Source organism: Roseovarius sp. SK2 (genome assembly GCF_028807495.1).
In the GTDB taxonomy this organism is placed as follows: Bacteria; Pseudomonadota; Alphaproteobacteria; order Rhodobacterales; family Rhodobacteraceae; genus Roseovarius; species Roseovarius confluentis.
In genome coordinates, this window is record NZ_JARAMK010000003.1 from 121,533 (window position 1) to 142,273 (window position 20,741).

Annotated in this window: 18 protein-coding genes; 10 read left to right on the forward strand and 8 right to left on the reverse strand. The window is 62.3% G+C overall.

What is annotated here, in order from left to right:
• Positions 1-33: 33 nt before the first annotated feature.
• Genes PVV74_RS07600 through PVV74_RS07610 form a run of 3 tightly spaced genes read right to left on the reverse strand, consistent with a single transcriptional unit; the run spans position 34 to position 2,604 of the window.
• Positions 34-432 carry a (deoxy)nucleoside triphosphate pyrophosphohydrolase gene (locus PVV74_RS07600; RefSeq protein WP_103762630.1) on the reverse strand — a complete coding sequence of 133 codons (399 nt, stop codon included), beginning with the start codon at positions 430-432 and terminating at the stop codon, positions 34-36.
• 55 nt (positions 433-487) lie between these two features.
• On the reverse strand, positions 488-1,717 hold the full coding sequence (argJ, locus tag PVV74_RS07605) for a bifunctional glutamate N-acetyltransferase/amino-acid acetyltransferase ArgJ (RefSeq protein ID WP_274592788.1): 1,230 nt from the start codon (positions 1,715-1,717) through the stop codon (positions 488-490).
• Between the two features lie 2 nt (positions 1,718-1,719).
• Positions 1,720-2,604, reverse strand: coding sequence for a peptidylprolyl isomerase (locus PVV74_RS07610; protein ID WP_274592789.1), 885 nt, complete (start codon positions 2,602-2,604; stop codon positions 1,720-1,722).
• 186 nt (positions 2,605-2,790) lie between these two features.
• Between PVV74_RS07610 and secA the strand changes: the two genes are divergently transcribed.
• The 3 genes from secA (at position 2,791) to PVV74_RS07625 (ending at position 8,400) form a co-directional block, all read left to right on the forward strand.
• Positions 2,791-5,511, forward strand: a complete 2,721-nt coding sequence (secA, locus tag PVV74_RS07615; RefSeq protein WP_274592790.1) for a preprotein translocase subunit SecA — start codon at positions 2,791-2,793, stop codon at positions 5,509-5,511.
• Positions 5,512-5,616: 105 nt separating this feature from the next.
• Positions 5,617-6,819 carry a hypothetical protein gene (locus PVV74_RS07620; RefSeq protein WP_274592791.1) on the forward strand — a complete coding sequence of 401 codons (1,203 nt, stop codon included), beginning with the start codon at positions 5,617-5,619 and terminating at the stop codon, positions 6,817-6,819.
• A 21-nt stretch (positions 6,820-6,840) separates the two neighbouring features.
• Positions 6,841-8,400, forward strand: coding sequence for a phosphate ABC transporter substrate-binding/OmpA family protein (locus PVV74_RS07625; protein ID WP_274592792.1), 1,560 nt, complete (start codon positions 6,841-6,843; stop codon positions 8,398-8,400).
• Between the two features lie 4 nt (positions 8,401-8,404).
• On the opposite strand, the gene radC is transcribed toward PVV74_RS07625, so the two are convergent.
• From radC to dnaK, 3 genes are all read right to left on the reverse strand, one after another.
• The gene (gene radC, locus PVV74_RS07630; RefSeq protein ID WP_274592793.1) at positions 8,405-9,166 is read right to left on the reverse strand and encodes a RadC family protein; all 762 of its coding nucleotides are present in this window, start codon (positions 9,164-9,166) and stop codon (positions 8,405-8,407) included.
• A gap of 167 nt (positions 9,167-9,333) precedes the next feature.
• The gene (dnaJ, locus tag PVV74_RS07635; RefSeq protein ID WP_103762637.1) at positions 9,334-10,506 is read right to left on the reverse strand and encodes a molecular chaperone DnaJ; all 1,173 of its coding nucleotides are present in this window, start codon (positions 10,504-10,506) and stop codon (positions 9,334-9,336) included.
• A gap of 65 nt (positions 10,507-10,571) precedes the next feature.
• On the reverse strand, positions 10,572-12,488 hold the full coding sequence (gene dnaK, locus PVV74_RS07640) for a molecular chaperone DnaK (RefSeq protein ID WP_103762638.1): 1,917 nt from the start codon (positions 12,486-12,488) through the stop codon (positions 10,572-10,574).
• Positions 12,489-12,698: 210 nt separating this feature from the next.
• Between dnaK and PVV74_RS07645 the strand changes: the two genes are divergently transcribed.
• Positions 12,699-13,307, forward strand: coding sequence for an alpha-ketoglutarate-dependent dioxygenase AlkB family protein (locus PVV74_RS07645; protein WP_103762639.1), 609 nt, complete (start codon positions 12,699-12,701; stop codon positions 13,305-13,307).
• Positions 13,308-13,320: 13 nt separating this feature from the next.
• On the opposite strand, the gene PVV74_RS07650 is transcribed toward PVV74_RS07645, so the two are convergent.
• Together PVV74_RS07650 and PVV74_RS07655 are read right to left on the reverse strand one after the other, a co-directional pair.
• A complete protein-coding gene (locus PVV74_RS07650; RefSeq protein ID WP_274592794.1) occupies positions 13,321-13,932 on the reverse strand; it encodes an SH3 domain-containing protein in 612 nt (203 codons plus the stop codon).
• The gene (locus PVV74_RS07655) at positions 13,929-14,750 is read right to left on the reverse strand and encodes an ABC transporter permease (protein ID WP_103762641.1); all 822 of its coding nucleotides are present in this window, start codon (positions 14,748-14,750) and stop codon (positions 13,929-13,931) included. The genes PVV74_RS07650 and PVV74_RS07655 overlap by 4 nt, the downstream gene beginning before the upstream one ends.
• Before the next feature lie 139 nt (positions 14,751-14,889).
• On the opposite strand from PVV74_RS07655, the gene cysQ reads away from it, so the two are divergent.
• From cysQ to PVV74_RS07685, 6 genes are all read left to right on the forward strand, one after another.
• On the forward strand, positions 14,890-15,687 hold the full coding sequence (cysQ, locus tag PVV74_RS07660; protein ID WP_274592795.1) for a 3'(2'),5'-bisphosphate nucleotidase CysQ: 798 nt from the start codon (positions 14,890-14,892) through the stop codon (positions 15,685-15,687).
• Positions 15,687-16,487 carry a 3-deoxy-manno-octulosonate cytidylyltransferase gene (locus PVV74_RS07665; RefSeq protein ID WP_103762642.1) on the forward strand — a complete coding sequence of 267 codons (801 nt, stop codon included), beginning with the start codon at positions 15,687-15,689 and terminating at the stop codon, positions 16,485-16,487. Before cysQ ends, PVV74_RS07665 begins: the two co-directional genes overlap by 1 nt.
• A 118-nt stretch (positions 16,488-16,605) precedes the next feature.
• Positions 16,606-17,505 carry a UTP--glucose-1-phosphate uridylyltransferase gene (locus tag PVV74_RS07670; protein WP_274592796.1) on the forward strand — a complete coding sequence of 300 codons (900 nt, stop codon included), beginning with the start codon at positions 16,606-16,608 and terminating at the stop codon, positions 17,503-17,505.
• Between the two features lie 19 nt (positions 17,506-17,524).
• Positions 17,525-18,508 carry a UDP-glucose 4-epimerase GalE gene (gene galE / locus PVV74_RS07675; RefSeq protein WP_103762644.1) on the forward strand — a complete coding sequence of 328 codons (984 nt, stop codon included), beginning with the start codon at positions 17,525-17,527 and terminating at the stop codon, positions 18,506-18,508.
• A 39-nt stretch (positions 18,509-18,547) separates the two neighbouring features.
• A complete protein-coding gene (locus PVV74_RS07680) occupies positions 18,548-19,570 on the forward strand; it encodes a glycosyltransferase family 2 protein (RefSeq protein WP_103762645.1) in 1,023 nt (340 codons plus the stop codon).
• Between the two features lie 182 nt (positions 19,571-19,752).
• Positions 19,753-20,739, forward strand: a complete 987-nt coding sequence (locus PVV74_RS07685; RefSeq protein WP_274592962.1) for a glycosyltransferase family 2 protein — start codon at positions 19,753-19,755, stop codon at positions 20,737-20,739.
• Positions 20,740-20,741 lie beyond the last annotated feature (2 nt).

Below are 20,741 nucleotides of genomic sequence, written 5' to 3' on the forward strand. Positions count from 1 at the left end.
TTGGCAAAAGCTTTGTGAAAGCTTTTGCCGTCGTCAGAGCCAGTCGCGGAGGATCGGAATGAGGGGGATGTCCGCGGGTGGCATTGGGTAGTCGCGCAACGCGTTGGGACGGACCCATTTCAAAGCCTGTTCCTCACGCGATTGGGGCATGCCCTCCCACTTGCGGCAGGCAAAGAGCGGCATCAGCAGGTGAAAATCGTCGTAGCTGTGGCTGGCGAAGGTCAGCGGCGCGAGGCAGCTTTCCCAGGTGTTGATGCCAAGCTCTTCTTCCAGTTCGCGGATAAGCGCGACCTCGGGCGTTTCACCCGGCTCGACCTTGCCGCCGGGGAATTCCCAGAGGCCGGCCATGGATTTGCCCTCGGGGCGTTGCGCCAGAAGGATGCGGCCATCGACGTCGATCAGGGCGACGGCGGAAACCAGAACGGTCTTCATTGCCGCAATCCCGGACGGAAAACCGGAGCCCACTTTTCCTGTGATTGCTTCGGTTTCAAGACCGATAATCCGCGTTGATCGAGATGTAGCCGTGGGTCAGATCGCAGGTCCAGACGTGGGCGGTGCCGCCGCCCAGACCAAGATCGACATGGATCGTGATCTCCTGGTTCTTCATGTGGGCGGCGCCGTCTTCTTCGCGGTATGAGGGACTAACCCAGCCTTTTTCGGCCACGAGCGTGTCGCCGAACCAGATCGACAGCGTGTCGCGATCGGCTGGCGCGCCGGATTTGCCGATGGCCATCACGATCCGGCCCCAGTTGGGGTCTTCGCCGGCGATGGCGGTTTTCACCAGCGGTGAGTTCGCGATGGCGAGGCCGTGGGTCTTGGCGTCATTGTCACTGGAGGCGCCGGTGACGGAGATGGTGACGAACTTGGTTGCCCCTTCGCCGTCGCGGACAACCTGGTGGGCGAGGTCGAGCATGACGCCGCGCAGCGCCTCCATGAAGCCGACGCTGTGATCGGTGACGCGCACGCCCGAGGCGCCGGTGGCGGCGACCAGAAGCGTGTCGGAGGTGGAGGTGTCGCTATCGACGGTGATGCAATTGAAAGTCTTTTCATTCAGCGCCGAGACCATCTGTTGCAGGTGCTCGCGGTCGATGGCGGCGTCCGTGAAGATGTAGACCAGCATTGTCGCCATGTCGGGCGCGATCATGCCGGAGCCCTTTGCGATGCCGGCGATGCGCACCTCCTGCCCCTCGAACATGAGGGTCGCACTGGCCCCCTTGGCGAAAGTGTCGGTGGTCATGATCGCGCGGGCGGCGTCCTCGATGCCGTCGGGGGAAAGCTTGTCATTAAGTTCGGACAGTTTCGCGGTGATGCGGTCGTGTTGCAGAGGCTCCCCGATGACGCCGGTAGAAGAACTGAAAATACGCGATTCCGGCAGGGATAGGGTCTGTGCGACGGCATTCGTCACCGCCTTGACCGATTCCACCCCGTTGCGCCCGGTGAAGGCGTTGGAGTTGCCGGAATTGACGATGATCGCCGCGCCCTCCGCGGACTGGAAGGCGATCTTTTCCTGGCAGTCGAGCACCGCGGCGGAGCGCGTCGCGGACCGGGTGAAGACCCCCGCCATGGCCGTGCCCGGCGCCAGCCGCGCCAGCATCACGTCCGTGCGACCGGCATAGCGCACGCCGGCCTCGACGCTGGCGAATTCCACGCCGCCGATGGCGGGAAGCTCGGGAAATGTGGCAGGCGCCAGTGGCGACACGGCGAGGGTCTTGGCCATTGTCAGTTCTCCAGGAGTTCGAGCGCGTCGATCACGGTGGGGTCTATTTCCTCGAGGTCGATCCGGTCGATCTCGGCGTTGGACTCCAGGCTTTCGATATGGGCTTCGAGCGCGCCCTGCTGAAGCTGGGCTGTCAGTTCCTCGCGCACGGTCTCAAGCGCAGGACGTTCCTTGTTGCGGGTCTCGGCCAGCGTGATCACGTGCCAGCCGAACTGGGTTTCGACCGGGTCGGACACTTCGCCGGGTTCGAGCGCGGCGACGGCATCGAAGAACGGTGCGACCATATCGCTGGCGCCGAACCAGCCGAGATCGCCGCCGGAGGCACCCGAGGGCCCGGTGGATTTTTCGCGAGCCAAAGCGGCGAAATCGGCATCGCCTTCGAGCGCGGTCACCAGTTCCTGCGCCTCTTCTTCGGTTTCCACCAGGATGTGCGAAGCGCGGTATTCGGTTTCCTGCACATCAGCGGGGTATTGCTCTTCGTAGGCCGCTTGCAGGTCCTCGTCAGAGGGGGCCTGCTGCATCACGCCGGCCATGACCTCGCCGGCGATGATGGCGCGTTCCTCGTTCTCGATCGAGACCTGGCTGCGCAGGGAAGGCTCGCCCTCCAGCGACTGGTTCAGCAGGGTATGCTGGATCAGTTGGTCGACGATGCCCTGCAACAGCAAGTTCGGAGGGAACTGGTTGTATTGCTGCGGCAAGGTGGCGCGGAGCGCTATGACGTGGGCCAGCGTGATCTCGGTGCCGTTGACCGTGGCGACGACCTGGCCGACATCGGCGTCCGGTGCCGCGTCAGTCTCTGTCTCGGCTGTATCTTGGGCCAGGGCGCCATGAGCGAGCATGGCGGTGGCGCAAGCGGCGGTCAGAAGCGACTTGATCGGATGTGACATGGAAAACCCTTTGCTTTCTCGCGCCAAGACGTGGCGCGTTGTGACGTTGACAGTCCATGAGCGGCCCCTTACATCGCCTTATGATCAAAGGCAGGGCCGTCCCCTTGGGCCCGTTCTAGGGCGGTGCGGCGGACGGGGCAAGCGATTGCCTTTCACGAGATAGTCAAAGACCGGAACGGATAGGATATGCTGGGTATTGGAACGGTTGCCAGAAAGGTTTTTGGCACTCCGAACGACCGAAAGGTCAAGACGACCCGCCCGCTGGTGGAAAAGATCAACGCCCTGGAGCCCGAGTACGAGGCTCTGGACGACGCCGAGCTGATCGCAAAGACCCAGGAGTTCAAGACGCGTATCGCGGACGGTGAGAAACTGGACGCGATCCTGCCCGAAGCCTTCGCCAACTGTCGTGAAGCCGCCCGACGGGCGCTGGGCCTGCGGGCCTTCGATGTGCAGTTGATGGGCGGGATCTTCCTGCATCAGGGCAACATCTCGGAGATGAAGACGGGTGAGGGCAAGACCCTTGTGGCGACCTTTCCGGCCTATCTGAACGCGCTGACCGGCAAGGGCGTGCATATCGTCACGGTGAACGATTACCTCGCCAAGCGGGATGCCGAGTGGATGGGCAATGTCTTTTCCGCGCTGGGGATGACCACGGGCGTCGTCTATCCGCAGCAGCCGGATGACGAGAAGAAAGGCGCCTATGCCGCCGACATAACCTATGCCACCAACAACGAGCTTGGCTTCGATTACCTGCGCGACAACATGAAATCGAGCCTCGAGGAAATGGCGCAGCGCGGGCATAATTTCGCCATCGTCGACGAGGTGGACAGCATCCTGATCGACGAGGCCCGGACGCCGCTGATCATCTCGGGCCCGGCGCAGGACCGCAGCGAGCTGTACGTGACCATCGACGGGCTGATCCCGAGCCTGGAAGAAGACCACTACAAGATCGACGAAAAGACCAAGAACGTCACCTTCACCGACGAAGGCAACGAATATATCGAAGAGCTGCTGCACCAGAAGGGTCTGCTGGAAGAGGGTCAATCGCTTTACGATCCCGAAAGCACGACCATCGTGCACCACATGAACCAGGGCCTGCGGGCGCATAAGCTTTTCCTCAAGGACAGAGACTATATCGTCCGCGACAACGAGGTCGTGCTGATCGACGAGTTCACCGGGCGGATGATGGCCGGACGCCGGCTGTCGGATGGTCTGCACCAGGCGATCGAGGCCAAGGAAGGCTGCGAGATCAAGCCCGAGAACGTGACGCTGGCGCAGGTGACGTTCCAGAACTATTTCCGCCTGTATGACAAGCTTTCGGGCATGACCGGGACGGCGACGACCGAGGCCGAGGAGTTTGGCCAGATCTACGGGTTGGGCGTGGTCGAGGTGCCGACGAACAAACCGATTGCTCGCGTGGACGAGGACGATGCCGTCTACCGCACCGCGCAAGAGAAATTCGACGCCATCGTCACGTCGATCAAGGAGGCGCACGAGAAAGGCCAGCCGATTCTTGTGGGCACGACGTCGATTGACAAGTCGGAGATGCTGAGCGAGTTGCTGAAGAAGGCGGGGGTGAAGCACAATGTGCTGAACGCGCGCCAGCACGAGAAGGAAGCGCAGATCGTCGCGGATGCCGGCAAGCTGGGCGCGGTGACGATTGCCACCAACATGGCCGGGCGCGGCACCGACATCAAGCTGGGCGGCAACCTGGATTTCCAGATCATGGAAGCGATTGCCGCCGATCCTGAAGCCGACACCGAGGAGCTGCGCAAGCGGCTGGAAGCCGGGCACAAGGATGACGAGCAGGCGGTGATCGATGCCGGTGGTCTGTTTGTTCTTGCCACGGAACGGCACGAAAGCCGCCGGATCGACAACCAGCTGCGCGGCCGGTCGGGCCGCCAGGGCGACCCGGGGCGGTCGGCGTTCTTCCTGAGCCTGGATGATGACCTGATGCGCATTTTCGGGTCTGAACGGCTGGAAAAGGTCCTGTCGACGCTGGGCATGAAGGAAGGCGAGGCGATCATTCACCCGTGGGTGAACAAGAGCCTGGAACGCGCGCAGGCGAAGGTCGAGGGGCGCAACTTTGACATCCGCAAGCAGCTTCTGAAGTTCGACGACGTGATGAACGAGCAGCGCAAGGTGATTTTCCGGCAGCGTCTGGACATTATGGAGGCGACCGACCTGTCGGAGACCGTCAAGGACATGCGTGGCGAGGTGATCGACGACCTGATCGACCAGTACATGCCGCCCAAGACCTATGCCGACCAGTGGGACATGGAAGGGCTCTATGCCGCGGTGATCGAGCGGCTGAACCTGGACGTGCCGGTGATGGCCTGGGGCGACGAGGAAGGCGTGGACGACGACGTGGTCGCCGACCGGCTGGAAGAAGCCGCCGACGAGATGATGGCCGAAAAGACCGAGGCGTTTGGGCCGGAACAGATGCGGATGATCGAAAAGCAGGTCCTGCTTCAGACCATCGACAGCAAATGGCGCGAGCACCTGTTGACGCTGGAACACCTGCGCAGCGTCGTGGGTTTCCGTGGCTATGCGCAGCGCGACCCGCTGAACGAGTACAAGAACGAGGCGTTCCAGCTGTTCGAGACCATGCTGGACAGCCTGCGGCAGGACGTGACCCAGCAGCTGGCCCGGATCCGCCCGATGACGGACGCGGAACAGCAGCAGATGTTGCGTGACCTGCAGGCGAAACAGGCCGCGATGGCGCCGAATCCGTCCGAGACGGAAGAGCGCGAGCCCGGTGCGGTGACGCTCGAAGACCCCACGGGCGCCGCCCTGCCCGGGTTCGACGAAAACGACCGGTCTACCTGGGGCAACCCGGGGCGGAACGAGGCCTGTCCCTGCGGTTCGGGCAAGAAATTCAAGCATTGCCACGGGCGGCTGGGCTGACGCCGGACGCCACAACACGGCCCAAATGACACCCTCTGGTTGCCTTCAAGCAGCCATGTTCATCGACTAGCGATCTTTTGACCTATGAAGGTTTGGGAGATCGTTATGATCAAGTTGGGGAATTCGAAACGTATCGCCATGGCCGGCGTGACCTTGGGCTGTGCCCTTGGGATTGGCTATTTCATGCAGTTGTCGAGTGGCGATCGCAACGTGCCTTCGGCGCAGGCATCCGCGATTGATCCCGCGTCTGCCGATGCGTTCGCGCAGGCGTTCGTGGGAGCGACACCCAAACCGGCAGATACGGCGCAGTCGCCTGTCACGGTTCCTGTCGAAGAAAAGATTGGAGTGACCGCGCGCGCGGAAGAGCGCGAGGCGCCGGTCCTTGCCGCCGACGCCGGGAAAGATGAGCTTTTGCAAAAGGCTGTTATGGTGACCGGGCAGAGCTTTGAGGCGGATGGCCTTGAAGTTCAAAGCGTCACGCTGACGTCGGCCGAGCCGGTTCCACCGGCCGCGGCTCCGCAGCCCAAGGCGCTGCCCGATGCGCCGCTGCAATTGGCCGCGTTGCAGGACGCGCCGATCCGGACCTTCCCGAAGGAAGAAAAGGCCCCGGCTCTGGCGGCGTGTGAAGGCGAGATCGAGATGGTCGCGCGCCCCGACGCAGCAGCGATGGTTCAGCTGGAGCTGACCGCGCCTTGCCATGCGGACACGCAGTTCACTCTGCACCACAATGGCATGATGTTCAGTGCGATCACCGATCTCGATGGCACATGGTCGATGCAGGTGCCAGCCCTGACGCAGAGCGCGGTGTTCATCGCGGCCTTCGACAATGGCGAAGGTGCGGTGGCGCAGGCCGATGTCGATATGCTGGATTATTACGACCGTTACGTCGTGCAATGGCAGGGCCGCAGCGGGCTGCAGATTCACGCGATGGAATACGGCGCGAACTATGGCGAGCAGGGCCACGTCTGGCGCGATGCGGCTCGGGATGTATCCAGCGCAGCGACAGGCGAGGGCGGTTTCCTTCTGCGCCTTGGCAACGGCGTGATCGAGGAGACGACCCTCATGGCAGAGGTTTACACCTTCCCGACGCAGAACGCGCTGCGCGAGGGCGGTATACAGGTGAGCCTCGAAACCGAGATCAACGCGGCCAATTGCGGCCGGGATATCGCGGCGCAGGCATTGATCAAGCCCGGGGCTGGGGAAATCTCGGCGCGCGACCTGGCGATGGCGATCCCGGATTGCGATGCGGTGGGTGACTTTCTGGTGTTGAAAAACCTGTACGAAGACTTGAAGATCGCGCGCAACTGACGCTGCGATCCGAGGGCATCCATGAAAATGCTACGTGCGGCGGCTTACGCCGCACTTTTCCTTTTTGCGGGCGCGTTCCCGGTCAGCGCGCAGGATGTGACGCTGACGTCGCGTGACGGAAATGTCGAGATTACCGGTAACCTTCTGGGATTTGATGGCGAGTTTTACCGGGTCGATACGGTCTATGGCGAGCTGACGGTAGACGGCTCGGGCGTGGATTGCGCAGGGCCGGGCTGCCCCAATCTGGATACCTACGTGGCGCAGGTGGTGTTTTCCGGGGCGCCGACGATCGGACGGCTGTTGATGCCGGCGCTGGTCGAGGCCTTCGCCATCCGCGAAGGTTATGAAATGAGCCGCGAGACGCTGGAGGACGGCAGCTTGCTGTTGTCGATCCACGACCCGGCCGAGGCGCGCGTCGTGGGCGAGTTCCAGTTCCGGTTGACCAATTCCGACGAAGGTTTTGCCGACCTGATCGCGGATGTGGCGGACATTGCCATGTCGATGCGCGAGATCCGCCCCCGAGAGGTGCGGCTGGGCAAGGATGCGGCGCTGGGCGACATGTCGGCCAATGGGCGCGGGCGGGTCATGGCGCTGGAGGCGCTGGTGCCGGTGGTGGCGCCGTCGAACCCGGTGCAGCAGGTGACGCTGACGCAATTGGCCGAGGTTCTGGCGGGCAAGATCGACAATTGGAACGCGCTGGGTGGGCCGGACGCGCCGATCGCGGTACATCTTTTCGATGCGCGGTCCGGGCTGGGACAGGCCAGCGAGGATCTTGTGGTGCGCCCGGCGGGCGTGAGTTTTGCCGAGACCGTCACCCGCCATGCCGACGGCGTGTCGCTGGCCGAGGCGGTGGCGGAGGACCCGTTTGCAATGGGCCTGACGTCGCGGGCCGAGACGGGGAACACGCTGACGCTGGCGCTGAGCGGAGAATGCGGGTTCGCGTTGCGCGCCACGCGGCGGGCGGTCAAGACCGAGGATTATCCTTTGACCGCACCGATGTTCCTGTACCTGCCGGCGCGGCGCCTGCCAAAGCTGGGGCGGGAGTTCCTGGCATATCTGAAGGACCCGTCGGCGCAGCTGGTGATCCGGAGGGCAGGTTTCGTGGATCAGGCGCCGGAGGAGATCGGGATCAACGAACAGGGCGACCGCTTTGCCAATGCGATTGCGCAGGCGGGCGAGGAGCTGGGTCTGGAGGAGCTGCAGCGCATGGTGTCGGCCCTGACGTCGCTCAAGCGGCTGACAACCACGTTCCGGTTCGAGGCCGGGTCGGCGCGGCTGGATGCACAGTCACGCTCGAACGTGGCACAGCTTGCGCGGGCGATGGAAGTTGGCAAGTACGATGCGCGGCGGCTGGTCTTCGTGGGGTTCAGCGACGGGGCGGGTCCAGCCGACAACAATCGGCGGATCGCGCTGCGCCGGGCCGAGGCGGTACGCAGTGCTGTTGTCGCGGCGGCGGAGACGGCGAACATGGATCGGATCACGACAGAGCTGGAAGCCTTTGGCGAGGCGATGCCGATGGCCTGTGACGGTACCGGCTGGGGCCGGCGGATCAACCGGCGGGTCGAGGTTTGGGTGCGGTAGCGCCCTAGATCAGGCCTTTGCTGCGGAAACTGGTTTCGCAGGATTTGCCGATGATGATGTGATCGTGCAGCGTGATACCAAGCGCACTTGCCGTCGTCTCGATCTGTATGGTCATGTCGATATCGGACTGGGAGGGCGTGGGATCGCCCGATGGGTGATTGTGCACGAGGATCAGCGCGCTGGCGTTGAGATGCAGGGCACGTTTGACCACTTCGCGCGGATAGACCGGCACGTGATCGACGGTGCCGCGCGCCTGTTCCTCGTCGGCGATGAGCGTGTTGCGGCGATCCAGGTAGAAGACGCGGAACTGTTCGATATCCCGGTGCGCCATGGCCGTGTGGCAATAGTCCAGCAGGGCATCCCAGCTGGAAACGATGGGGCGCTGGGCGACGCGGGACCGCGCGAGGCGGTGGGCGGCGGCCTCGACCACCTTGAGTTCGCAGATCACGGCCTCGCCCACACCCGGAACGGTGCAAAGCTGATCGAAGGGGGCGGAGATCACGGCGTTGAAGCTGCAGAACTGTTCAAGCAGGGCATGCGCCAGCGGTTTGACATCGCGCCGGGGGATTGCGCGGAAGAGCACGAGTTCGAGCATCTCGTAATCCGGCAGCGCTTCGGCGCCGCCGGACATGAAGCGGTCGCGCAGGCGCTTGCGGTGGTCGCGGATGTAGGAAGGTTGTTTGCCGGGCACGTTCGCGGAAACGGGAACCTCGTCGCTGTCGAAGAGCGGCAGGGACATTTCCTTGAAGGCGCGCGAGTCGGGCATGGCCCGAAGGTGACGCGGGAAGGTTAGTGAATGGTTAATGCCGGAAGAGAGGCCCCGGGTCAGGCCCGGGGCGGGGCTTTGCCTTGGCGTGACGCCATCCCGGACCTGATCCGGGATCTCATGCAGTCAGAGATCCGCAGGTCAGACCCGAGGATGAGGTTTGCGCTTTAGCTTTTCATCGAGTCCCAGAAGCCCTTCACCGATTTGAAGAAGCTCTTGGTTTCCGGGTTGTTGTCCTCTGACAGCGTGTCGAACTCCTTGAGGATTTCCTTTTGCCGCGAGGTCAGGTTGACGGGTGTTTCCACCGCCAGTTCGATGAACATGTCGCCGTGACCGCCGCCACGCAGGGCGGGCATGCCCTTGCCGCGCAAGCGCATCTGGCGCCCCGATTGCGAACCCTCGGGGATCTTGACCCGGCTGCGGCCGCCGTCGATCGTCGGCACCTCGATATCGCCGCCGAGCGCGGCCTTGGCGACCGAAACGGGGACGCGGCAGAAAAGGTTGGTGTCCTCACGCTCGAATATCTTGTGCGGCGCGACCTCGAGGAAGATGTAAAGATCGCCTGCCGGACCGCCGCGCATTCCGGCCTCGCCCTCGCCGGCGAGGCGGATGCGGGTGCCAGTTTCGACGCCTGCGGGAATGTTCACCGAAAGCGAGCGGTCCTGTTGCGTGCGGCCCTGGCCGCCGCAGGTGTTGCAGGGGTTCTTGATGATCTGGCCGAGGCCCGAGCATGTTGGGCAGGTGCGTTCGACCGTGAAGAAGCCCTGTTGCGCACGAACCTTGCCCATGCCCGAGCAGGTCGGACAAGTCGTCGGTTCGGCGCCGCCTTCGGCCCCGGACCCGTCACAGGAATCGCATTTGACCGAGGTGGGCACATTGATGGTCTTTTGCAGGCCACGATACGCGTCGTCCAGATCGACGCGCAGGTTGTAGCGCAGATCGGCGCCACGCGCCGCACGCTGGCGTCCGCCGGGACCACCACGGGCACCGCCGCCCATGAAATCGCCGAACAAGTCGTCGAACACGTCGGAAAACGCGCTGGCAAAATCGCCCTGACCGGGACCGCCTGCGCCGCCGAACCCGCCACCGGGTCGCGCACCGGCACCCGTGCCGCCCTCGAAGGCCGCGTGACCGAAACGGTCATAGGCCGCCTTCTTCTCGGCGTCCTTCAGGATGTCGTAGGCCTCGCCCGCTTCCTTGAACTTCTTCTCGGAATCGGGGTTGTCCTTGTTGCGGTCGGGGTGAAGCTCTTTGGCCTTGGTGCGGTAGGCTTTCTTGATCTCGTCGGCACTGGCGCCCTTGGACACGCCAAGAACCTCGTAATAATCGCGTTTGGCCATCGGATGTCTCCTTTATATCGGAGAGCAGGGGGCGCGGATGCGCCCCCTGCCTGTCCGTTTGACGCTTAAGCGCGTTTATCGTTGTCGAGGTCCTCGAAATCGGCGTCGACGATGTCTTCGTCGTCTTTGCCCATTTCGTCGGCGCCCGCAGGCTCGTCATCGCCGTCGTCCTGGCTGGCCTTGTAGATCGCCTCGCCCAGTTTCATGGCGGCCTCGGTCACGTTCTGGATGCCGGCCTTGATCTTGTCGGCGGTGGCATCCTCTTTCTCGAGGTCGTCCTTGAGAGCCGAGATGGCCAGTTCGATGGCCTCGATAGTGGACGGATCGACCTTGTCCGAATGCTCTTCCATCGACTTCTCGGTCGAGTGGATGAGGCTTTCGGCCTGGTTGCGGGCCTCGACCAGGGCGCGACGTTCCTTGTCGGCGTCGGCATTGGCCTCGGCGTCCTTGACCATCTTGTCGATGTCCTCCTCGGACAGACCACCCGATGCCTGGATGGTGATCTTCTGCTCCTTGTTCGTGCCTTTATCCTTGGCAGAAACAGAGACGATGCCGTTGGCGTCGATGTCGAAGGTCACCTCGATCTGGGGCATGCCGCGCGGGGCCGGCGGAATGTCCTCGAGGTTGAACTGACCCAGGATCTTGTTGTCCGCGGCCATTTCACGTTCGCCCTGGAAGACGCGGATCGTCACGGCCGACTGGTTGTCTTCGGCGGTGGAGAAGATCTGCGACTTGTTGGTCGGGATCGTGGTGTTGCGGTCGATCAGGCGGGTAAACACGCCACCCAGCGTTTCGATGCCGAGCGAGAGCGGCGTCACGTCGAGCAGGACAACATCCTTGACGTCACCTTGCAGAACGCCGGCCTGAATGGCGGCGCCCATCGCGACCACCTCGTCGGGGTTCACGCCCTTGTGCGGCTCCTTGCCGAAGAACTTGGTCACTTCCTCGACGACCTTGGGCATACGGGTCATGCCGCCGACGAGAACGATCTCGTCGATGTCGCCAGCCGAGAGACCCGCATCCTTGAGCGCGGCCTTGCAGGGCTTCAGCGAGTTGGTGATGAGGTCGCCCACCAGGCTTTCCAGCTTGGCGCGGGTCAGTTTCATGACCATGTGCAGCGGCGAGCCGTCGGAGCCCATCGAGATGAACGGCTGGTTGATCTCGGTCTGGGACGAGCTGGAAAGCTCGATCTTGGCTTTCTCGGCCGCCTCTTTCAGACGTTGCAGCGCCATCTTGTCCTTGGTCAGGTCGACGCCGTGTTCCTTTTTGAACTCGTCGGCAAGGTAGTTGACGATGCGCATGTCGAAGTCTTCACCGCCCAGGAACGTGTCGCCGTTGGTGGATTTCACTTCGAAAAGGCCCTCGTCGATTTCGAGGATGGTCACGTCGAACGTACCGCCGCCAAGGTCATAGACCGCGATGGTGTGCGTGTCTTCCTTGTCGAGGCCATAGGCCAGCGCGGCCGCGGTCGGCTCGTTGATGATGCGCAGCACTTCGAGACCGGCGATCTTGCCGGCGTCTTTCGTGGCCTGACGCTGGGCGTCGTTGAAGTAAGCGGGCACGGTGATGACGGCCTGCGTCACTTCCTCGCCGAGGTAGCTTTCGGCGGTTTCTTTCATCTTGCCGAGGATGAAGGCCGAGATCTGGCTGGGCGAATACTTGTCGCCCTTGGCGCGCACCCAGGCGTCGCCATTGCCACCGTCGATCACTTCGAACGGCATGTTCTTCTTGTCCTTGGCCAGATCGCTGTCGTCCGCACGACGACCGATCAGGCGCTTGACGCCGAAGATGGTGTTTTCGGGGTTGGTGACCGCCTGGCGTTTCGCCGGCTGGCCGACAAGGCGCTCGTCGTCGGTGAAGGCGACGATCGAGGGCGTGGTGCGTGCACCTTCGGAGTTCTCGATGACGCGCGCTTGCGAGCCATCCATGATGGCGACGCAGCTGTTGGTGGTTCCGAGGTCAATACCAATGACTTTGGACATGTTTTTCGATCCCTTCTGTTCTTAAGGCGATTGAGGGGCGACCGGACCCGTCAAAGGCATCTGGCCACCATGTGAGTTACAGATACCGAAAGCGGTCTCTGCGCTTCGGACGGTATATAGGCAGGGGACTATGACCCTGCAAGCGGTTGAAAAGCGGTGAATCGCAGGATTCGGGTTTTAATTTGACGGATTCGATGGAATTCGGGGTACATGGCACAGGAGACGCTGGAGATACGCGGTTTCCGCATTTTCAAGGGATTCCTTGAAGCGGCGGAGCAGGCTGCGCTGGTGGAGGCGCTGCGGGGCGTGGTGCGCGCCGCGCCGCTGTTTTCGCCGATGACGCCCTATGGCAAGCCGATGCGGGTCAAGTTGACCTCGGCCGGACGCTATGGCTGGGTGTCCGACAGGCGGGGATACCGGTACGAGCCGCGGCATCCGGACGGTATGGCGTGGCCGCCGATCCCCGAAGAGGTGCTGCAGATTTGGCGCGATCTGGTGAGCAGTGAGCGCATGCCGGATTGCTGCCTCGTAAACTTCTACGATGCAGATGCGCGGATGGGGATGCACCAGGATCGGGACGAGGCCGATTTCAGCTGGCCGGTGCTGTCGGTATCCTTGGGGGACGAGGGGCTGTTCCGGATCGGGAACGCGACGCGGGGCGGCAAGACGGAATCGCACTGGCTGCAATCGGGGGACGTGGTGGTGATGGGCGGTGACGCGCGGCTGACCTATCACGGGATCGACCGGATCAAGCCGGGTACCTCGATGCTGCTGGAAAAGCCGGGGCGGATCAACCTGACATGCCGGGTCGTGGATTGACGCCGGAAGTTGGTCAGCGTGCAAGGTTGCAGCAGCCTGTGAGGTAGGTGACACCGGACTCTTCGGTGACGAAGAGATCGACGCTCATTCCGTAAAAACGGTCGGACATGCCGTCGGTGCAGGCGTCACGCTGGAACATGAAGGTAAAGACCTGGGTTTGCGCCTGGCCGAAAATCGCATAGCGGTCGGTGCGGTTTTCAGAGGTGACGGGATCGAGGGTCGCGACAGAGATGGGATCGTCGTCCATGCGGTCGAGCGTGGCCGTGGCGGTGCTGGCAACATCGAGCGACCAGAACGGCTCGGTTCCGGCGCACATCAGCGGGCGGGGCAGCTGATCGTCCGGCTGATCCGGGCGTCGGTCCAGGAAGCGCAGGGCGACCCAGCCCGACGTCTCTTCCACATTGACGCGTGCCCATTCTCGGCTTTCGTCGAATGCGAGGACTTCGATGAAGCGGGCGTCGGCGGTCAGCTTTGCGACGATGGAGTTTCCGACGCCGGGACCTGCGCGGACATTCAGGACGTCGTCAGGTGCGACGCCCGAGACATCGTAGAAGGCAGGTAGCGCCTGAGCATGGGCGAAGGTGGTGCACAGTAGAAGGGCACAGGTCGAGAGAAGTGTTCTCATCTGCGGGCGTACCAACTGCTGGAGGCGAATTGCCGGGTGTAGAATTCCGCCAGAAGCCCGATGACGAGAAGAACGCAGCCTACGATAACCGCGTATTCGACACTGGTGTTGCGCGGGAAGTAGTTGGCGAAGACGTACCCGCGGCACTGATCGATGGCGTGAAAGAGCGGGTTCCAATCGAACATCGCCAGCATGTAGCCGGGCAGCGTGTTGGCGACGAAAAGCTTGCCCGAGGCGATCATGTTGGCCCGGGTATAGACGATCTGGATCAGGTTCACGGCGGTCGGGAACCACGGCTTGGCCGCCATGACCAGAAGACCCACGCCGCAGCCGGTGAACCAGGCCAGCAACAGCATTCCGAAGGCGCCGATGGGATCGGCAATCTCGATCCGTTGAAAGGCGGTGTGATAGATGAACAGGATCACCAGGGCCGACAGGACCTGTATGTAAAGGGAGCCCAGCGCGGCGGAGGTGATCGATATGATCGTGTTCATCGGCGCGTGCTGCATCATCGGCGAGGACGGGCCCGCCGCACCCGCCACGGCGCCCAGCGCCTTGACGTGGGTAAGATAGAGAAACACGCCGGACATCATGTAGAGCAGGAAGTCGCCGCGCAGCTTGGCCCCGCGCAGGCCAAGGACCGAGAACATGAAGTAGAAGGCAAGAACGAAGATGATCGCGGTGCTGATGTTGAGGAAAAGCGCCATGAACGCGTTGCCATGCGCGCTGCGCACGTCGCGGACCGTAGTATGATAGATCAGCTCGCAAATCGTCATGATGGACGAAAGAACCGATTTCTTGCGCGTATTCTGGAACATGACCTGTCTGAAGCAACCGCCTTGTTGTGAAATTCTCGCACGGAATTCTTGCTGTCCCGTTAGTGACATATCATAAGGGGCGCGCATCAGTCCCGCAACAAACGCCTTTGTGCGTTGGACAAAAGAATTGGAGCAGGCATTGGATTACGACAATCTTGTCACGGTCATGCGGAGGCTGGCGCTGGAAGCCGGCGACCGGATCATGGAGATCTACGACATGGACGATTTCGACGTGAAGGTGAAATCGGATGACAGCCCTGTCACCGCGGCGGACGAGGCGGCGGACAAGATCATCTCGGACGGCCTGCGGGCGACGTTTCCCGATGTGGCCCTGATCACCGAGGAACAGGTCGCGACCCATGGCGAGCATGCCGACACGTTCCTGATCGTCGATCCGCTGGACGGAACCAAGGAATTCATCCATCGGCGCGGCGATTTCACCGTCAACATCGCCTATGTCGAGAACGGCGTGCCGACGCGCGGCGTGGTCTATGCGCCGGCCAAGGGACGGATGTTCTTTACCCGCGCCGACGGGGTTTCGGTGGAGGAAACCGGACCCTTCGCACGGCACAGGTCGGGCGCGCTGAAAAAGATCAGGGTGTCCGATCCGGACAACGCGGCGCTGATGGTCGTGGCCAGCAAGTCGCACCGCGACCAGGCGACGGATGATTACATCAACAAATATGCCGTGAGAGACATGAAAAGCGCCGGATCCTCGCTGAAGTTCTGCCTGATCGCGACGGGAGAGGCAGACATCTATCCGCGCCTTGGCCGGACCATGGAATGGGATACCGCCGCCGGGCACGCGGTGCTGTTGGGCGCCGGGGGCCAGGTGGTGCGATTCGATGACCAGACACCGCTTCGCTATGGCAAGGAGGCTTACGCCAACCCGTTCTTCATTGCCTATGCGCCCAAGGTGGAGCTGAAGCCCGCCTGATGAGTGTGTTGGTGGTCATCCCGGCACGCTATGCCTCGAGCCGCTATCCGGGCAAACCGTTGGCCGTTCTGCGTGGTGCGGATGGCACGGAAAAGAGCCTGATCGAACGCAGTTGGCTTGCGGCCACGAGTGTCTCGGGTGTCGACCGGGTGGTCGTGGCCACGGATGACACGCGGATCGAGCAGGCGGCACGCGGTTTTGGTGCCGAGGTCGTGATGACCTCGCCGGACTGCGCCAACGGGACGGAACGCTGTGCCGATGCGCTGCGAAATCTTGGTGGCGATTACGAGATCGTGGTGAACTTGCAGGGTGACGCGCCGCTGACCCCGCACTGGTTCGTCGAGAACCTGATCGCGGGAATGCGCGAAAACCCGGAAACCGATGTGGCCACACCGGTGCTGCGCTGCGACGGCCGGGCGCTGAATGGTTTCCTGGAAGATCGCGCGAATGGCCGGGTCGGCGGCACGACGGCGGTTTTTGGCCAATCGCGCCACGCGCTCTATTTTTCGAAGGAAGTGGTGCCCTATACGTCGCGCGTGTACGGCGACGGGGAAGAGACGCCGGTGTTTCACCATGTGGGGGTCTATGCCTACAGGCCCGATGCATTATATGCTTACGGCACTTGGCCGGCTGGCCCTCTGGAGACGCTGGAAGGGCTTGAACAACTACGCTTCCTCGAGAACCGGCGGTCGATCCTGTGTGTCGAGGTCGAGGCGCGCGGCCGACAATTCTGGGAACTTAACAACCCGGAAGATATTGAAAGGATAGAAGGCATGATGCGGGATATGCACATGTCATGAGCAGATCGAAGAAAAGGCGCCGCATTGTGTCGGTTTGCCGCTTCGGACCGCTTGTGTTCCGGTCTGAGACGTGGGCCTTTTCGATTGTGTTGCCAGGAAAGCGGCAAAGGAGTTCTAGATGCGCAAGAAACTGACAAAGGCGATTTTTCCCGTCGCGGGGCTGGGAACGCGATTCTTGCCGGCAACCAAATCGGTTCCGAAAGAGATCATGACGCTGGTCGACCGCCCGCTGGTGCAATACGCCATCGACGAGGCGCGCGAAGCAGGTATCAAGGAATTCATCTTTGTCACGTCCCGCGGCAAGGGCGCGCTGGAGGATTATTTCGACAATGCGCCGCAGCTTGAGCAGGAGTTGCGCAAGAAGGGCAAAGACGAGCTTCTGGAAATTCTGAAGTCGACCAACATGGACAGCGGCGAGATCGCCTATACCCGGCAGAACAAGGCGCTGGGCCTGGGCCACGCCGTATGGTGCGCGCGGCGCCTTATCGGCAACGAGCCTTTCGCGGTGATCCTGCCCGACGATGTGATCGCGGCGGAAAAGTCCTGCCTGGCGCAGATGGCCGAGGCGTTCAAGGAAACCGAAGGCGAGAACAACATGGTCGCCGCCATGGAGGTGCCCGAGGACAAGGCGTCGGCCTATGGCGTGCTGGACGTGAAGGAGGATATGGGCCGGATCGTTTCGACCAAGGGCATGGTGGAGAAACCCGCCCCCGGCGAGCAGCCATCGAACCTGGCCGTGATCGGGCGCTATATCCTGACGCCGACGGTTTTGCAGAAACTGAACAAGAAACAGACCGGCGCCGGCGGAGAGATCCAGCTGACGGATGCCATTGACGCGGCCCGGGGCGAAGGCGAAGAGGTCCTGGGGTATCGGTTCGAGGGTGAACGGTTCGACTGCGGCTCGAAGTCCGGGTTCCTTCAGGCGACAGTGGCCTTTGCGTTGAACCGGCCCGAGTTGCGCGACGACCTGCTGAACTATATCACGGATGTGGTGCAGCCCGCGAAGGCCGCGCAATAACGAAGGAGTGCGGCGCCCCTTGCCCAATGTTCTTGTCACCGGCGGCGCGGGCTATATCGGTTCGCATGCCTGCAAGGCGCTGGCAGGTGCCGGCTATACCCCGGTTACCTATGACAACCTGAGCACTGGTTGGGCGGACGCCGTGAAGTTCGGCCCGTTCGAGCAGGGCGACCTGCGTGATCGGGCGCGGCTGGACGCGGTGTTTGCGGCCTACCAGCCCATCGCGGTGCTGCATTTCGGGGCGCTGAGCCAGGTGGGCGAGAGCATGCGCGAGCCGGGCCTCTATTGGGATAACAACGTCACGGGCTCGTTGGTTTTGCTGGAGGCGGCGGTGGCGGCGGGCTGCGAACGGTTCGTATTTTCCTCGACCTGTGCCACCTATGGCGATCAGGATAACGTCGTGCTGAACGAGGACAGCCCGCAGGCCCCGATCAACGCCTATGGCGGGTCGAAGCGGGCGATCGAGAACATGCTGCGTGATTTCGAGGCGGCACACGGGTTGCGGCACGTAATCTTTCGGTATTTCAACGTGGCCGGGGCGGACCCCGAGGCCGAGGTGGGCGAGTTCCACCAGCCGGAAACGCACCTTGTGCCGCTGATCCTGGACGCGATCGACGGCAAGCGCGACGCGCTGACGATATTCGGCACGGATTACGACACGCCCGACGGTACGTGCATACGCGATTACGTGCATGTCTGTGACCTGGTGGATGCGCATGTGCTGGGCTTGAAATGGCTGGAGGACGACAAGGGCAGCCGGGTGTTCAACCTTGGGACCGGAAGCGGTTTCTCGGTGCGCGAAGTGGTGGAGCATGCGCGCAGCATCACGAACAAGGAGGTGCCCGTTGTCGAAGGTCTGCGGCGGCCGGGGGACTGTACCAAGCTGGTGTCGGGCTCGGAGCGGGCGGTGTCGGAGCTGGGCTGGACTCCGGGCCGCTCGACACTGGACGAGATGATCCGCGATGCGTGGCGGTGGCATCAAACTGGACATTACGAAAAATAACGCCGACCCTGCGGTCGAAGGAAGGGTCAGGCAGGACGAATGAGCGTGCTGTTGCAAGCATGGGAGGCGTACAGGCTTCGGTGGAAGCGCCGGCGCCTGTTGTTTCGCGCGCTGCGCAAGCGGCGGCAGTTGCGCCCGGTTGTGGATCGCACCGACCGGATCGCGCCGGGAGACATCCTGTGCTTTTCCACCGTGCGGAACGAGGCGGTGCGCCTGCCGTTCTTCCTGCAGCATCACCGCGCGCTGGGCGTGCGACATTTCCTGTTCGTCGACAATGACAGCGACGACGGCACGCGCGACTATCTGAAGGCGCAGGAGGATGTTTCCCTTTGGTGGACGCAGGCCAGCTACAAGCTGTCGCGCTTTGGCGTCGATTGGCTGACATGGCTGCAGATGCGGCACGGGCACGGGCATTGGTGCCTGACGCTGGATGCAGACGAGATCCTGATCTATCCGCATCACGAAACGCGCCCTTTGCCTGCGCTGGTCGAAAGGCTGGAGCAATCGGAGCGTGACTCGTTCGGGGTGCTGATGCTGGACATGTATCCCAAGGGGCCGCTGGCGCAGCATGACTATGCTGCCGGGGCAGATCCGTTCGAGCGGCTGTGCTGGTTCGACGGCGGGAATTACATGATCCAGAAAAAGCCTGACCTGCATAACCTCTGGATCCAGGGGGGTGTGCGGGCGCGGAAGTTCTTTGCCGACCGGCCCGAGCGAGCGCCGACGATGGGCAAGATGCCCTTGGTGAAATGGAACCGGCGCTATGCCTATGTCAGCAGCGCGCACTCGCTGTTGCCCCGTCGGCTGAACCGGGTTTACGACGAGGACGGTGGCGAGCGTCTGTCGGGGGTCTTGCTGCATACGAAGTTTCTGAACACGGTGGTGGACCGGTCCGCCGAGGAAAAGCAGCGGCAGGAGCATTTTGCCAACAGCGACCTGTACGACAGCTACTATGACGCGCTGACCGGGAACCCCGATCTTTGGTGCCCAGCTTCGACGCGGCTGATCGGATGGCGGCAGCTGGAGGCGATGGGCCTGATGTCAAAGGGCAATTGGATCTGAGGGCCAGAATTGATTGCGTTTTGGAAACAATCTCTTATACCGATTGAAGGGGAACGGAACCGGCCTTTGCGGCGGTGTACCATTTTGGAAAAGAATGTATTAACACGATGCGTGTATGGTGGCGGCTGGTCAGTCCGGTGGCCCAGAGGATGTGAGTAGTGAGTTTGTTGCAGTCATATGCCATGCGGCTGCGCCGGAAGCGGCACAGGGTGCGCGCTTTTCGCAAACATTTCTCGCTCAAGCCCGTGGTGGATCGCACGCGAAAGATCCGGCCTGGCGACATCCTTCTGTTCAGTACGATGCGCGACGAGTTCGTGCGCCTGCCGTTCTTTTTGCAGTATTACCGCAACCTTGGCGTTTCGCATTTCCTGATCGTGGACAACGACAGCACCGATGGCGGGCGCGAGTTCATGGCCGACCAGGAGGATGTATCAATCTGGACCACCAAGGCCAGCTACAAGGGGTCAAAGTTCGGGGTCGACTGGCTGAACTGGTTGCAGCGCAAGTATGGCCACGGGCACTGGACGCTGGTGGTCGATCCCGACGAGCTTTTCATCTATCCGTTCTGCGACACGCGCCCCATTCGGGCGCTGACCGACTGGCTGGACACCAGTCAGGTCAAATCCTTTGGCGCGATGCTGTTGGATATGTATCCCAAGGGGCGCATCGACGACGTGCGATATTTGCCCGGACAGGACCCCTTGGAGATTGCGGGATGGTTCGACCCCGGCAATTACGTGATCCAGAAGAATCGGCAATACGGCAACCTGTGGATCCAGGGCGGGCCGCGCAGCCGGGTGTTCTTTGCCGACCGGCCCAAGAAGGCGCCGGCGCTTAACAAGACGCCGCTGGTGCGGTGGGACAAGCGGTACACCTATATCAGCTCGACCCACACGCTTTTGCCGCGGGGGCTGAACCTGACCTATGATGAATGGGGCGGGGAAAAGGCCAGCGGGATCCTGCTGCACGCGAAGTTCCTGAACACGTTTACCGCCAAGGCCGAGGAAGAGTTGCGGCGCGGTCAGCACTATGCCGGAAGTGTCGAATACAAATCATACGCCGAGAAATTTCAGGACAGTCCTGACCTTTGGTGCAAATGGTCGGAAAAATATATAAACTGGCGGCAATTAGAAATTCTTGGGCTGATGTCCAAGGGGAACTGGGCATGAGG